Annotated in this window: 11 protein-coding genes and 1 pseudogene; 9 read left to right on the forward strand and 3 right to left on the reverse strand. The window is 60.3% G+C overall.

Features of this window, described 5'->3' with window-relative positions; translation table 11 throughout:
• Positions 1-12: 12 nt before the first annotated feature.
• A complete protein-coding gene (locus IMW75_RS00340) occupies positions 13-906 on the reverse strand; it encodes a glycosyltransferase family 2 protein (protein ID WP_045059259.1) in 894 nt (297 codons plus the stop codon).
• 231 nt (positions 907-1,137) lie between these two features.
• On the opposite strand from IMW75_RS00340, the gene IMW75_RS00345 reads away from it, so the two are divergent.
• The 3 genes from IMW75_RS00345 to IMW75_RS00355 all read left to right on the forward strand — a co-directional run bounded on the left by IMW75_RS00345 (position 1,138) and on the right by IMW75_RS00355 (position 6,444).
• A complete protein-coding gene (locus tag IMW75_RS00345) occupies positions 1,138-2,820 on the forward strand; it encodes a fatty acid--CoA ligase (protein WP_045059260.1) in 1,683 nt (560 codons plus the stop codon).
• A 335-nt stretch (positions 2,821-3,155) separates the two neighbouring features.
• Complete coding sequence (locus IMW75_RS00350) at positions 3,156-5,051, forward strand: DUF1302 domain-containing protein (RefSeq protein ID WP_205891601.1); 1,896 nt, start codon at positions 3,156-3,158, stop codon at positions 5,049-5,051.
• Positions 5,052-5,079: 28 nt separating this feature from the next.
• Positions 5,080-6,444: a DUF1329 domain-containing protein gene (locus IMW75_RS00355; RefSeq protein ID WP_045059262.1), complete on the forward strand. Its 1,365-nt coding sequence runs from the start codon at positions 5,080-5,082 to the stop codon at positions 6,442-6,444.
• Positions 6,445-6,519: 75 nt separating this feature from the next.
• Here IMW75_RS00355 and IMW75_RS26810 read toward each other — a convergent pair.
• Positions 6,520-6,597, reverse strand: a pseudogene (locus IMW75_RS26810) (outer membrane lipoprotein carrier protein LolA); the annotation flags it as partial.
• A gap of 159 nt (positions 6,598-6,756) precedes the next feature.
• On the opposite strand from IMW75_RS26810, the gene IMW75_RS00360 reads away from it, so the two are divergent.
• From IMW75_RS00360 to IMW75_RS00370, 3 genes are all read left to right on the forward strand, one after another.
• On the forward strand, positions 6,757-9,495 hold the full coding sequence (locus IMW75_RS00360; protein WP_205891602.1) for a winged helix-turn-helix domain-containing protein: 2,739 nt from the start codon (positions 6,757-6,759) through the stop codon (positions 9,493-9,495).
• Positions 9,496-9,554: 59 nt separating this feature from the next.
• Complete coding sequence (locus IMW75_RS00365) at positions 9,555-10,199, forward strand: MBL fold metallo-hydrolase (protein WP_045059264.1); 645 nt, start codon at positions 9,555-9,557, stop codon at positions 10,197-10,199.
• 103 nt (positions 10,200-10,302) lie between these two features.
• The gene (locus tag IMW75_RS00370; protein WP_045059265.1) at positions 10,303-11,031 is read left to right on the forward strand and encodes a YiaD family glycine zipper/OmpA-like lipoprotein; all 729 of its coding nucleotides are present in this window, start codon (positions 10,303-10,305) and stop codon (positions 11,029-11,031) included.
• A gap of 82 nt (positions 11,032-11,113) precedes the next feature.
• Here the strand turns inward: IMW75_RS00370 and IMW75_RS00375 are convergent, their stop codons facing one another.
• The gene (locus tag IMW75_RS00375) at positions 11,114-11,548 is read right to left on the reverse strand and encodes a Z-ring associated ZapG family protein (RefSeq protein ID WP_045059266.1); all 435 of its coding nucleotides are present in this window, start codon (positions 11,546-11,548) and stop codon (positions 11,114-11,116) included.
• Positions 11,549-11,693: 145 nt separating this feature from the next.
• Here IMW75_RS00375 and IMW75_RS00380 point away from each other — a divergent pair, with 145 nt between their 5' ends.
• From IMW75_RS00380 to zapE, 3 genes are all read left to right on the forward strand, one after another.
• Positions 11,694-12,323: an alpha/beta hydrolase gene (locus tag IMW75_RS00380; protein ID WP_045059267.1), complete on the forward strand. Its 630-nt coding sequence runs from the start codon at positions 11,694-11,696 to the stop codon at positions 12,321-12,323.
• A 24-nt stretch (positions 12,324-12,347) separates the two neighbouring features.
• Positions 12,348-13,703: a tryptophan--tRNA ligase gene (locus IMW75_RS00385; RefSeq protein ID WP_205891603.1), complete on the forward strand. Its 1,356-nt coding sequence runs from the start codon at positions 12,348-12,350 to the stop codon at positions 13,701-13,703.
• Between the two features lie 91 nt (positions 13,704-13,794).
• A complete protein-coding gene (gene zapE, locus IMW75_RS00390; protein ID WP_045059269.1) occupies positions 13,795-14,889 on the forward strand; it encodes a cell division protein ZapE in 1,095 nt (364 codons plus the stop codon).
• Positions 14,890-15,021: the final 132 nt, after the last annotated feature.

The raw sequence follows: 15,021 nt of genomic DNA on the forward strand, positions 1-15,021 counted from the left end.
CGGGGAGGGCGTTCAGCGATGCAGCATCAAGCGTTTCAAACGGCGGAAGCTGGTGCGGTTCAGGTGACGCCAGGGAATGGAGCGCAACAGTTTCCAGGCTTCCTTCTTGTCTTCGACGACCGCGTACTTGAGGGCCTTGTTCACCAGTTGCGTGCGAGCGCTCTGGTATGCGGGGTGGCCCAGGTACGGCGCGATGGCTTCAAGGTCCGCCTGTAGCAGCACCTTGTACTTTCTCGACAGGTTGTTGGGGTGACGGCGATAGCGGGTCACGCACACCGGCAGCTCATGCACCTCGTAACCCAGGCGGGCGATGCGCAGGGTCATCTGGAAATCCTGGACCCGCAGGCTTGGCGCATAAAAGCCGGCACTGCGCATGGCGCTCATGCGATACAGCGCAACCGGAGCACCGATCACCACGGCGCCGCTGAGCACCTTGTCGAAGTCGTAGGTGCGGATCTCGTCGCGTTGTTGCTGCTTGATGGTATTGCCGTCGCTGTCCATGTAGATGATCAGCGCCCCCACACAGCCAACTTGCGGGTGCTGTTCCAGGTAATCCACCCGGATGCGCACGGACTGCGGCAGCATGATGTCGTCCAGGTCCGGCGTGGATACGTAGTCGCCCTTGGCATAACGCAAGCCGTGGTTGAGGGCCGCGCTGACGCCCTGGTTGGCCTGGGTATACAGCTGGAAGTCATGGGTTTGCTGCAATTGCCTGAGCATCGCGATGCTGTTGTCGCTGGAGCCATCGTCGACGATGATGACTTCAAAATTCGGGTAATCCTGGGCGAAGATGCTGGCGATCGCCTCTTCCAGGTATTTTTCCGCGTTATAACAAGGCGCCACAATGGAAACCAGGGGCGCTTGTTTACTGGAGCAATCCAGAGGGTCGGTCACTTCAGTATTCATCGCTGTCATTGTGTCGGTAAAAGTGCATAGGCTCGCACGAAACCCTGCTGGCATCCATTACAAGTTGCCCTGCACAGGCAATAAGCGTGGCCGCCAGAGGTTGCGGGTGATGGCGCAAAGCCAGCATCTGACCCTCCGACGAAATCATTCCTTTGGCTGATTTGATGCCCGGGCCGGCGCATTAGAGTGCTGCTTTCAGCCACGACCGTGCAGTCAGGAAAAGGGATTCTTATGTTGCAGACTCGCGTTATCCCCCCAGCCGAAGGCGCTTACCAATACCCGCTGCTGATTAAACGCCTGCTGATGTCGGGTGCCCGCTACGAGAAGACCCGCGAGATCGTCTATCGCGATCAATTGCGCTACAGCTACCCGACCCTGATCGAGCGCGTGGCACGACTCGCCAACGTACTGACCGCCGCCGGCGTCAAGCCGGGGGATACCGTGGCGGTGATGGACTGGGACAGCCATCGCTATCTGGAATGCATGTTCGCCATCCCGATGATCGGCGCGGTGATCCACACCATCAACGTACGTCTGTCACCGGAACAGATCCTCTACACCATGAACCACGCTGAAGACCGCTTCGTGCTGGTCAACAGCGAGTTCGTGGGCCTGTACAACGCGATCGCCGGGCACCTGACCACCGTCGAGAAAACCCTGCTGCTGACCGACCTGCCGGAAAAAACTGCTGACCTGCCCAATCTCGTGGGGGAGTACGAGCAACTGCTGGCGGCAGCGAGCGCCCAATACGATTTCGAGGATTTCGACGAAAACTCGGTCGCCACCACCTTCTACACCACCGGCACCACCGGCAACCCCAAGGGCGTGTACTTCACCCATCGACAACTGGTGCTGCACACCATGGGGGTGTCGACCATCATGGGCGCCATCGACAGCGTGCGCCTGCTGGGCACCAATGATGTGTACATGCCGATCACCCCGATGTTCCACGTGCATGCCTGGGGCTTGCCGTACGTGGCGACCATGCTCGGGCTCAAGCAGGTTTACCCCGGTCGTTACGACCCGGAGTTTCTGGTGGAGTTGTGGCGCAAGGAGAAGGTCACTTTTTCCCACTGCGTACCGACCATCCTGCAGATGGTCCTCAATGCCAAGGCCGCGCAGGACACCGATTTTGGCGGCTGGAAAATCGTCATCGGCGGCAGTGCCCTGAACCGGGCGCTGTATGAGGCCGCCAAGGCCAAGGGCATTCAGTTGACCGCAGCCTATGGCATGTCGGAAACCGGCCCGCTGGTGTCCTGTGCGCACCTCAACGACGAGCTGATGGCAGGCACTGAAGATGAGCGCACCACTTACCGCATCAAGGCCGGTGTGCCGGGCCCCCTGGTGGAGGCGGCGATCGTCGACGCCGAGGGTCATTTCCTGCCGGCCGATGGCGAGACTCAGGGGGAACTGGTACTGCGCGCGCCATGGCTCACTGAAGGCTATTTCAATGAACCGCAGAAGGGCGCCGAGCTGTGGGCGGGCGGCTGGTTGCACACCGGCGACGTGGCGACCCTGGACACCATGGGCGTGATCGATATTCGCGACCGCATCAAGGACGTGATCAAGACCGGCGGCGAGTGGATTTCCTCCCTGGACCTCGAAGACCTGATCAGCCGTCATGTAGCGGTACGCGAAGTAGCAGTGGTGGGCATCGCCGATCCGCAGTGGGGCGAGCGCCCGTTCGCCTTGCTGGTGATCCGCGAAGGCCACGTAATCGGGGCCAAGGAACTCAAGGAACACCTCAAGCCGTTCGTGGAACTGGGGCACCTGAGCAAGTGGGCGATCCCGAGCCAGATTGCTCTTGTTACCGAAATTCCCAAGACCAGCGTCGGCAAGCTGGACAAGAAAAAAATCCGCCTCGACATTACCGAATGGCAGGCCAACAACAGCACCTTCCTCTCGACGCTTTAAGCGATCCTGGCGTGCCCGAAAAGGCACGCCAGCCCCACCAAGCAAGCGCTTGGCTTGTGAAATCTGAATTTTCAGCCATTCTTCCCGTGCCGACAGTTGTCGGACTGGCGAAAGGACTGTTCCAGAGTGGCTGGCAGCTGCAAATCACACTTTAGAGGGATCAAGCTCTACTACCTGCTGGCTATAGTCCGCTCAAGGATTTTTAAGAACGAGCGCAAACGCACAAACGGGGCGATGCACATTGGATTGAATTCGGAACGCCCTGGCGTCCGGTCAGCCACAACGTTTTTAAAAGTACTCACTGCCATAACAATAATGCACATGGAGTAGCGTCGATGACATCAGTAAACCAGTTCTGGCGCCGGGCGAAATTGCCTCTGGCGGTCAGTCTTGCTTCTACGCTCGCCGGGCCCGCATTCGGCGTCAGTTTCAACATTGGTGAAATCGAAGGTCAGTTCGACTCTTCTCTCTCCCTGGGCATGAGCGTTTCCACCCAGTCGCCGAACAAGAACCTCATCGGGGTCAACAACGGCGGCCAAGGGCTGTCCCAGACTTCCGATGACGGTCACCTGAACTTCAAGAGCGGCCAGGCCTTCTCGAAGATTTTCAAGGGTATCCATGACCTTGAATTGAAATACGGCGACACCGGTGTGTTCGTGCGGGGCAAATACTGGTACGACTTCGCACTGCAAAACGAAGACCTTGAATTCAAGAACGTCAGCAACGACAACCGCAAGGAAGGCGCCAAATCCTCCGGCGGCCAGATCCTCGATGCCTTCGTCTACCACAACTACTCCATCGCCGATCAGCCGGGCTCCGTGCGTCTGGGCAAGCAGGTAGTGAGCTGGGGCGAAAGTACGTTCATCGGCGGTGGCATCAACTCGATCAACCCGATCGACGTATCCGCATTCCGTCGTCCGGGTGCCGAGATCAAGGAAGGCCTGATCCCGGTCAACATGTTCTACGTCTCCCAGAGCCTCACCGAGAATCTCTCGGCTGAAGCGTTCTACCAGCTGGAATGGGACCAGACCGTCGTCGACAACTGCGGCACCTTCTTCTCCCAGCCGGACATCGTTGCAGATGGCTGTGACAGCAACCTGCGGGTGTTGAACAAACGCTCGACCATCCCGGCCGTTGCCCTGGGACCGTTGGCTGGCGCTGGCGTAGACGTCAACGAGGAAGGTGTGCTGGTCCGTCGCGGCCCCGATCGCGATGCGCGGGACAGCGGCCAATGGGGCGCGTCCCTGAAGTACATGTTCGATCCGCTGGACACCGAATTCGGTGCCTACTTCATGAACTACCACAGCCGTGCGCCGATCTTCAGCGCCACGGGTGCACCGCAATCGGTGTACAACACCGCCGCGGGCCTGCCGGGTCCATTCGCTGCACTGGCACCTTTGCTGGTGGCGGGCAACTCGCAGTATTTCATCGAATACCCGGAAGACATTCGCCTGTACGGCTTGAGCTTCTCCACCACCCTGCCTACCGGTACGGCGTGGAGCGGTGAGATCAGCTATCGTCCGAACGCGCCGGTGCAGCTCAACTCCACCGACATCCTGTTCGCCGGTGTGCGTCCGTTGGGCGGCGCCCTGGGCAATGCTTCGCTACTGACTGGCGTTCCTGGCCAGGACCTGCACGGTTATCGTCGCAAGGAAATCACCCAGTTCCAGACCACCCTGACGCACTTCTTCGATCAAGTGATGGGCGCGAGCCGTCTGACCCTGGTAGGTGAAGTGGGCGTGACTCACGTCGGCGGCCTGGAAAGCTCCTCTGACGTGCGCTACGGCCGCGATCCGGTCTACGGTCCAGGTGAGCTGCCACCGACTGGCCCAGCCGGTACCGACACCTGCGCCAACATCCTCAACGCCAGCACCATCAACGGTGCAGGTGCTGGTTCGCCGCAGAACAACCGCAGTCGCAATTGCACCAACGAAGGCTTCACCACCGCAACCTCGTGGGGCTACCGCGGTCGTGCGATCTGGGAATACAACGACGTATTCGCCGGCGTGAACCTCAAGCCTAACGTGGCCTGGTCCCATGACGTGAGCGGCTACTCGCCTGGCCCTGGCGGCAACTTCGAGGAAGGTCGCAAAGCGGTCAGCCTGGGCGTTGATGCCGAGTACCAGAACACCTACACCGCGAGCCTGGCGTACACCAACTTCTTCGACGGCAAATATACCACTGTGGACGATCGCGACTTTGTTGCGCTCAGCGTCGGCGTGAACTTCTAAGCACAGTATTTTCAGGACGAACACACATATGAAAATAACAAAGAGTCTGTTCCAAGCCGGTGTTCTGGGACTTTCGCTGCTGGCGACCAGCGTCATGGCGGCGGTTCCCGCTGCCGAGGCAGACAAGCTGGGCAAGAGCCTGACACCGATGGGCGCCGAGATGGCGGGTAACGCCGACGGTTCGATCCCGGCCTGGAAACCCATGGCCAAAAATGCGGGCACAGTCGACAGCAAGGGCTTCCTGTCCAACCCGTACGGCAGTGAAAAACCGCTGTTCACCATCACCGCGCAGAACGTGGATCAGTACAAAGAGAAGCTTGCCCCGGGCCAGTACGCGATGTTCAAGCGTTACCCGGAAACCTTCAAGATGCCGGTCTACCCGTCCCATCGCGGTGCCACAGTGCCGGATGAAGTGTTCGCCTCCATCAAGAAAAACGCCGTCAACACCAAACTGGTGTCCGGTGGTAACGGCCTGGAAAACTTCGAGACTGCCGTCCCGTTCCCAATCCCGAAAACTGGCGTTGAGGTTATCTGGAACCACATCACCCGGTATCGCGGCGGCAGCGTGACTCGCCTGGTCACCCAGGCCACTCCACAGCCTAACGGCTCGTTCAGCCTGGTGTATTTCCAGGACCAGTTCGTGTTCCGCGACAAGATGAAGGATTACGATCCGGCGAACCCGGGCAACATCCTGTTCTACTTCAAGCAGAAAGTGACCGCGCCGGCACGTCTGGCCGGTGGTGTACTGCTGGTGCACGAAACCCTCGACCAAGTGAAGGAGCCGCGTTCGGCGTGGGTCTATAACGCCGGTCAGCGTCGGGTGCGTCGCGCCCCGCAAGTGTCTTATGACGGGCCGGGTACTGCCGCCGATGGCCTGCGTACCTCTGACAACCTGGACATGTACAACGGAGCGCCAGATCGCTACGACTGGAAACTCGAAGGCAAGAAAGAGATGTACATCGCCTCCGACAGCTACAAGCTCGACGATCCGAAGCTCAAGTACGCCGACATCATCAAGGCCGGCCACATCAACCAGGACCTGGCTCGATACGAGCTGCGCCGGGTGTGGCATGTGGTTGCAACCCTGAAGGAAGGTCAGCGCCATATCTACGCCAAGCGTGACTTCTACATCGACGAAGACACCTGGCAGGCGGCGGTGATCGATCACTACGACGGTCGTAATCAACTGTGGCGCGTTGCGGAAGCCCACGCCGAGAACTACTACGACAAACAAGTGCCGTGGTATGCCCTGGAAACCCTGTATGACCTGCAATCGGGTCGTTACCTGGCGTTGGGCATGAAGAACGAAGAGAAGTCGGCATATGACTTCGGCTTCACTGCTACCACCAGCGACTTCACCCCTGCGGCATTGCGTCAGGAAGGTGTTCGCTAAGCTGCACTGAGCAGAGGCCGCACCCTCTGAAAACGCCCCGACTGGTTCGGGGCGTTTTTTTTTGCCTATCGCTCCTGTAGGAGCGAGCTTGCTCGCGATGAACCTGAGGGCTCCGCGGGGAGTCAGGCAACCCACGTCATCGTTAACGACCATCGCGAGCGAGCTCGCTCCTACGGGCCTGCATGCATTCGGGCGTAGAGCTTGATGGCCTTTTTGTAGCCATTTGTAGCAATAACCTTCATTACCTCTTCGTTTACCGCTAGTCTGCGGACATCTGCAACGCCGCCACCCGCCATCAAACAAGAGCCGGCCATGACTGATCTGTCCCCCATCCCGGGCCCTGCAAGCGTTGCCGTCGCGGCACTGGACGGACGTTTTTTTCGCCCGCCGCTGCCTGATGGCCACGTGCTGCGGCCGCGCCTGTGCGAGCGACTGAGTGCCGGGCTTGGCGGCAGGCTGTTGCTGGTCAGCGCCCCGGCAGGGTTCGGCAAGAGCTCCCTGGCCGTGGAATTCTGTCAAGGTCTGCCCGCGCACTGGCAGAGTCTGTGGCTGGGCCTGAGTCCGCGTGACAGCGACCCTGGGCGTTTTCTTGAGCGGCTGCTCGAAGGCCTCCAGGATTTTTATCCCAAGCTTGGCAGCCAGTCCCTTGGCCTGCTGAAAATGCGCCAGCGCCATCAGCCATTTGCTTTCGAGGAGTGGCTGGACGGCTTGCTCGATGAGCTGGCCGTGCACTTGCTGCCAACGGCTCCACTGTTGCTGGTGCTCGATGACTACCACCTGGCCCAGGGGCCGGTGCTCGACCGTTGCCTGCAATTTTTCCTCAATCATCTGCCTGACGGCCTGCTGGTGATGGTGACCAGCCGCCAGCGCCCGGACTGGCATCTGGCGCGCCTGCGCCTGTCCCGGCAATTGCTCGAACTGCACGAGCAGGACTTGCGCCTGACTCACGACGAAGCCCAGAGCCTGCTCGATCGCCACAGCACCTCACTGCGCGGCGAAGCCCTGGAAAACCTCATAGAGCGCAGCGAAGGCTGGGTCGCTGGCCTGCGTTTCTGGCTGCTGGCCGCCTCCGAAGTGGGCAGTGAAGGTGCATTGCCTCAGTCCCTGCATGGTGGGGAAGGGCTGATCCGCGATTACCTGCTTGAAGAAGTCATCGATTGCCTGCCCGCCGAAGTGCAGGCCTTCCTCTACGACACCGCCCCCCAGGAGCGTTTCTGCAGCGAACTGTGCGACGCCGTTCGCGAGGCTCACGACAGCGCAGAGATCCTGCGCTTCCTGCTGGCTCACCAGGTGTTCCTGGTGCCCCTGGACGAGCAGGGCCGCTGGTATCGTTATCACCATTTGTTTTCCGATCTGCTGCGCACCCGCCCGACCGCCCAGGCCATCGTGCCGGCAGCGAGCCTGCACCTGCGCGCATGCCGCTGGTTCAACGCCCAGGGGCTACTCGATGAAGCGGTGGAACAGGCGTTGCGCGCCGGTCACCTGGACGTCGCAGCGAACCTGGTGCAGAACCTGTCCGAAGAGCAGCTGCTGGCCGAACAGAACGTCGGCATGTTGCTGCGCTGGAAGATGGACTTGCCCGACAGCCTGCTGATCAGCACGCCGCGCCTGATCGTGCTGTACAGCTGGGCTCTGGGGCTGGCCTGCCAACTCGACGCTGCCGAAGAACTGGCCAGTCATCTGAGCCGCTTCCTGCCGGCCCCTTCGGCCACGGCGCAAAAGTCCATGCTGGCGCAGTGGCTGGCCCTGAGCGGGATCATCGCCCGCGGACGGGGCAACCGTGAACTGACCCTGCTGTATTGCACTGAAGCCCTGGAGAGCCTGCCTTCCAAGCGCTATGGCCAACGCTTGATGTGCCTGTCGACCTTGTCCAACCTGGCCATCGCCGACGGCGACCTGTGGCGTGCACGCGGGTTGAACCGCGATTCCCTGGAGCTGGCACAGCGGGTGGGTAATCCATTGTTCGAGGCGCTGGCGCATTACGACCGTGCCCGAGTGCTCCAGGCCCGCGGGGAAATCCTGCGGGCACTGGATGAAGTGCGCCAGGGCCTGCAACGCCTGCAAGGGCTGTCGCCGCAACGACTCTATGCTGTTCGTGCACGCCTGACGTTATACGAAGGATTTCTGTTGGCCATGCGCCTGCAGCCACAGGCTGCGCGCATTCGACTGCAGGCTGGCCTCAGCGAAGCACGAGCCTGCCGGGATATCAGCGTACTGATCGGCCATTGCGTGATTGCCCGAATCGAAGGCAGCAGCGGCGGGTTTTCCAAGGCATTCGCCGAACTCGCCGAAGCCGAGCGCCTGATGCATATCTGGGACGTGCCGCCGATTTATTACCTGGCGATGATTACCCTGGTCAAATGCGAGCTGTGGCTGGCCCAGGGCCGCACCGACCTGGCCGAAGCCTGGCTGGCGCGTCTGAGCCAGACCTACAACGGCGAAAACCCCGCTGCGCCGCCGGAATTTCATCCGCAACTGCCCTTGCATATCGAATTGCAGCAGGCTTTGCTGGAGGTCATCCAGGGCCAGTTGATGCTGGCCGAGGGGCGGTTGAACGCATTGCTGGAAAACGGCCAGCAAACCGGGCGTCAGATGCTCAGCGTCATGGTGCTGACCCAGAAGACCGAGCTGCTACTGGCCAGCAACCGCGAACCTGACGCCCGGCAAAGCCTCACTCAGGCCCTTGATGCTGCGATGGGTGGCGTGGTGCAACCTTTCGACGGCTTGCTGAGCAAACATCCGGCCTGGTTGCGCGAACAACTTCAGCACAACGCCAGGACCGCGGTTTGCGCCGCCCTGGCAGAGCATCTGCCCGCCATACCACCGCGCATTGCCTCGGAGCCATCCCACACCTGCGAGCAACTGAGTGCCCGAGAACTGGCCGTCCTGAAGCTCATTGCCCAAGGGTGCTCGAATCAGGAGATCAGTGATCAGCTGTTTATTTCGCTGCATACGGTGAAGACGCATGCCAGTCATATCAACAGCAAGCTGGGGGTAGAGCGCAGGACTCAGGCGGTGGCGCGGGCGAAGGAGTTGGGTGTATTGGGGTGACGCTGTCGGGCCCGCCAGCCTGTGCCAGAATAGGCCATCCATTCTTTTCAGGAACCACCATGGTCGCTGCCAGCCCCACGCTCATCCGCGAGACCTTCCCCGTCGGCCCGTTGCAGTGCAACTGCACGATCATCGGCGATCCGATTACGAAAAAGGCCATCGTCGTCGATCCCGGTGGCAACCCTGAGCTGATCATGGCGCGACTCGACGCCCTCGGGCTCAAGGTGGTGAGCATCATCCACACCCACGCACACCTGGATCACTTCCTGGCTTCCGGTCAGATGAAAGAGAAAACCGGGGCGACCCTGCATCTGCACAAGGAGGACCAGTTCCTCTGGGACAACCTGGAGATGCAATGCCAGATGTTCGGCGTGCCTTACACGCCGGTGCCCCCGCCAGATCGCTGGTTGGCCGACGATGAAGAACTGGCTTGCGGCTGTGGCGTGGCATTGCACACACCCGGTCACACACCCGGCTCTATGAGTTTCTGGTTTGCTGACGCTAAGCTGCTCATCGCCGGTGACACCCTGTTTCGTCGCGGGGTAGGGCGCACGGATTTATGGGGCGGGGATCAGGCCGCTATCGTGCGGTCGATCAAGCAGCGCCTGTATACCCTCGATGAAGAGGCGACCGTGGTCACCGGGCATGGACCGGACACGCGACTGGGTGACGAAATGCGTGAAAACCCGTTCGTGCGCGCCTGATGTCTGCTTGATGGAATTTTTATCGCGCAAAATGATCCAACGCCGGCAAAGGTTCAATGCTTAAGTCCGTTGCACCACAGAATGCAAAAAGTAGGAGCTCTTCATGTTCACCACGCCTCGTCTGATTATTGCCGCTACTGCCATCGCGCTGCTGTCTGGCTGCGCTTCGCCGAACCCGTATGACAACCAGGGTCAGGCCGATAGCGGTTCCCAGGGCATGAGCAAAACCGCCAAGTACGGCGGCCTCGGCGCTCTGGCCGGGGCGCTTGCGGGCGCCGCCATCGACCATAACAATCGTGGCAAGGGCGCGCTGATCGGCGCCGCAGTGGTAGGTGCTTCCGCTGCCGGTTACGGGTACTACGCTGATCAGCAGGAGAAGAAGCTGCGCGCCAGCATGGCCAACACCGGCGTGGAGGTGCAGCGCCAGGGTGATCAGATCAAGCTGATCATGCCGGGTAACATCACGTTCGCCACCGATTCGGCGAATATCGCCTCGAGCTTCTATCAGCCGTTGAACAACCTTGCAGGCTCGCTGAAGGAGTTCAACCAGAACCAGATCGAAATCGTCGGCTACACCGACAGCACCGGCAGTCGCCAGCACAACATGGACCTGTCCCAGCGGCGCGCCCAGAGCGTGGCGACCTACCTGACGTCCCAGGGCGTCAGCAGTGCCAACCTCACAGCCCGTGGCGCCGGTCCGGATAACCCGGTAGCCAGCAACGCTGACGTCAATGGTCGGGCGCAGAACCGTCGGGTTGAGGTCAACCTGAAGGCGATTCCGGGCCAGCAATATGGTGGTCAGCAGCAAGGTACTGTTCAGCAGTACCCATAAGCGCCTGGCTGAATATCAGGTGTGAAAAAAGCCCCCGGACAATCACTCATCCGGGGGCTTTTTCATGTTGCGCGAAACCTGATTACTTCTTCAGGCCGTAATGCTCATCGAGCATGCCCGGTGCGTTTGGCGCTTTGGGCGCGTAATCGCGAGGCGGCTCCTGGTTGCGCGGCGGCGTCAGGCGCTCACGAGGCGCCTGGGCTGAATCGGCATGCAGGGCGGCGAGCAAGCGTTGGCGAGTCTGCTCATCCAGGGCAAGACGGTTTGCGCCATCGGCGAGATGATCCTGCACTTCCTGGTAACTCTGGGTCATTTTCTTGACCAGGGTCGCGGTGCTGTTGAAGTGGGTGACCACCTCGTTCTGATAACTGTCGAAACGTTCCTGAATATCATCCAGCTGACGTTGCGTGCTGTTAGGCGCGGCATTCGGCACCAGGCGAGCGATCAGGAAACCAATGGCGACACCCACAACCAGGGCAAGAGTCGGCAACAACCAAACTAAGAGCGAGTGTTCCACGAGTCCTTCCTCTATAAACGGCTTTGCTTTACGTTAACGGCTCGAACCTGCGCTGTATACCGCGATTCTCTCGCAGATAGATTGGCACAGACAAATTGCTAGACGAGTCGACCCGATTCGAGGTCACGGAGTTCCTTCCTTGCTTATGCGCGAAACCCCTGTAGTGATTGATGGCCCAGTCGGTGAACTGGAAAGTTTGTACCTGGAAAATGAGCAGCCGCGCGGCATTGCGCTGATCTGCCATCCGAACCCGGTGCAGGGCGGCACCATGCTCAACAAAGTGGTCTCGACCCTGCAGCGCACGGCCCGCGACGCCGGTTTGGTGACCCTGCGCTTCAATTACCGGGGCGTAGGCGCCAGCGCCGGCTCCCATGACATGGGGACCGGCGAGGTCGATGATGCCCAGGCCGCCGCTGCCTGGTTGCGGTCGAAACATCCTGATCTACCTCTGACGCTGCTGGGTTTCTCCTTTGGTGGTTTTGTTGCAGCAAGTCTCGGCGGGCGCCTGGAAGCCCAGGGTGAACAGCTCAAGCATCTGTTCATGGTAGCGCCGGCCGTCATGCGCCTGGGGGATCAGGATCAGGTGCCGCTGCAGGGCGAACTGACGCTGATCCAGCCGGAAACCGACGAAGTCATCGATCCGCAACTGGTCTACGACTGGTCCGGGAAACTCCAGCGTCCCCATGAGCTGCTGAAAGTGGCAGAATGCGGACACTTTTTTCATGGCAAGCTGACCGATCTCAAGGATCTGATCCTGCCGCGTCTCTCGAATTGATTGCAGTCTGACAAGCGATAACCCATGACGACTCGTACCCGTATCCTCACCGGCATCACCACCACCGGCACGCCACACCTGGGCAACTACGCCGGCGCCATCCGTCCGGCGATCCTCGCCAGCCGTGACAGCAATGCCGATTCGTTCTATTTCCTGGCCGACTACCACGCCCTGATCAAATGCGATGACCCGCTGCGCATCCAGCGCTCGCGTCTGGAAATTGCCGCAACCTGGCTGGCCGGTGGCCTGGATGTAGAGCGCGTGACCTTCTATCGCCAGTCCGACATCCCGGAAATCCCCGAGCTGACCTGGCTGCTGACCTGCGTCGCCGCCAAGGGCCTGCTCAACCGTGCGCACGCCTACAAGGCCTCGGTGGACAAGAACGTCGAGAGCGGTGAAGACCCGGATGCCGGCATCACCATGGGCTTGTACAGCTACCCGGTGCTGATGGCCGCGGACATCCTGATGTTCAACGCGCACAAGGTGCCGGTGGGTCGTGACCAGATTCAGCACGTGGAAATGGCCCGGGACATCGGCCAGCGCTTCAACCACCTGTTTGGCCAGGGCAAGGAATTCTTCACCATGCCCGAGGCGCTGATCGAAGAAAGCGTCGCCACGTTGCCAGGCCTCGACGGTCGCAAGATGTCGAAGAGCTACGACAACACCATCCCGTTGTTCAGCAGCGCCAAGGAAATGAAGGACGCGATCTCGCGCATCGTGACCGACTCCCGAGCACCGGGCGAAGCGAAAGATCCGGACAACTCGCACCTGTTCACGCTGTTCCAGGCCTTCGCTACCCCGGCGCAGTCCGACGAATTCCGCAGTGAGCTGCTGCAGGGCCTGGGTTGGGGCGAGGCGAAGAACCGTCTGTTCCAGCTGCTCGACAGCGAACTGGGTGAATCCCGCGAGCGTTATCATCAACTGATCGAACGCCCGGCAGACCTGGAAGACATGCTGCAGATCGGCGCCAAGAAGGCCCGTGCCGTGGCCACGCCGTTCCTCAACGAGCTGCGTGAAGCGGTCGGTCTGCGCTCGTTCGTCGCCCAGACTCAAGTGGCTGCCACCACGAAAAAGAAAGCCACCAAGGCCGCGCGCTTCGTCAGCTTCCGCGAAGACGACGGCAGCTTCCGATTCCGCCTGCTGGCGGCTGATGGTGAGCAGTTGCTGCTGTCGCGCAACTTTGCTGACGGTAAAACCGCAGGTCAGGTGACCAAACAGTTGCAAGCGGGCCAGGCTCTGGACGTGCGTAGCGAAGACTTGAGCTTCAACGTCTGGCTCGAAGGCGAGTGTGTGGCCGACAGCGCCACGTTCGCTGACAGCGCCGCTCGCGATGCCGGCATTGATGCGTTGCGGATCGCGCTGACTCCGGTTCAGGAATAAATCGACGGCTCGGTCCGACCAAGGGCTGATTGCCATTCCGACGGGCCGTCGCTACAGTGACGGCCCGTTTTTGTTGCCTTGCTAACGAATTATGACGCCCCTAGAACGATATCAAGCTGATCTGAAACGCCCGGAATTCTTTCATGATGCCGCGCAGGAAACTGCCGTACGTCATTTGCAGCGCCTGTACGACGATCTGGTGGCGGCCTCGCAGAACAAACCCGGTTTTCTCGGGAAACTGTTCGGCAAGAAAGACCAGACCCCGATCAAGGGGCTGTATTTCTGGGGCGGCGTAGGTCGCGGCAAGACTTACCTGGTCGACACCTTCTTCGAAGCGCTGCCGTTCAAGGAAAAGACCCGCACCCACTTCCACCGCTTCATGAAGCGCGTGCACGAAGAAATGAAGACACTGGGCGGCGAAAAAAACCCGCTGACCATCATCGCCAAGCGTTTCTCGGACGAGTCCCGGGTGATCTGTTTCGATGAGTTCTTCGTCTCCGACATCACCGACGCCATGATCCTTGGCACGCTGATGGAAGAGTTGTTCAAGAATGGCGTGACCCTGGTCGCGACCTCGAACATCGTGCCTGACGGCCTGTACAAGGACGGCCTGCAGCGTGCGCGTTTCCTGCCGGCCATCGCGCTGATCAAGCAGAACACCGAGATCGTCAACGTCGACAGCGGCGTCGATTATCGCCTGCGCCACCTCGAGCAAGCGGAGCTGTTCCACTTCCCGCTGAACGAGGCGTCACACGAAAGCCTGCGCAAGAGCTTCCGCGCCCTGACGCCGGAATGCACCGCAGCAGTCGAGAACGACGTGCTGATGATCGAAAATCGCGAAATCCGCGCCTTGCGCACCTGTGACGACGTGGCCTGGTTTGACTTCCGCGAACTCTGCGACGGCCCGCGCAGCCAGAACGACTACATCGAACTGGGCAAGATCTTCCACGCGGTATTGCTCAGCGGCGTCGAGCAGATGAGCGTCACCACCGACGACATCGCCCGGCGCTTCATCAACATGGTCGACGAATTCTACGACCGTAACGTGAAGCTGATCATCTCCGCCGAAGTCGAGCTCAAAGACCTCTACACCGGCGGTCGCCTGAACTTCGAGTTCCAGCGCACCCTCAGCCGCCTGCTGGAAATGCAGTCCCATGAATTCCTGTCCAGGGCGCATAAGCCTTAAACAGATCTTCAGCTTATAAAAAGGGCCTGCAATTGCAGGCCCTTTTTGATTTGTGCTGAAGAAAAAAGCGAAGGCACTGCAATCCCTGTGGGAGCGAGCGTGCCCGCGATGGCGTCGTGTCAGGCAATATTC

Source organism: Pseudomonas gregormendelii (genome assembly GCF_017114825.1).
GTDB lineage: Bacteria > Pseudomonadota > Gammaproteobacteria > Pseudomonadales > Pseudomonadaceae > Aquipseudomonas > Aquipseudomonas gregormendelii.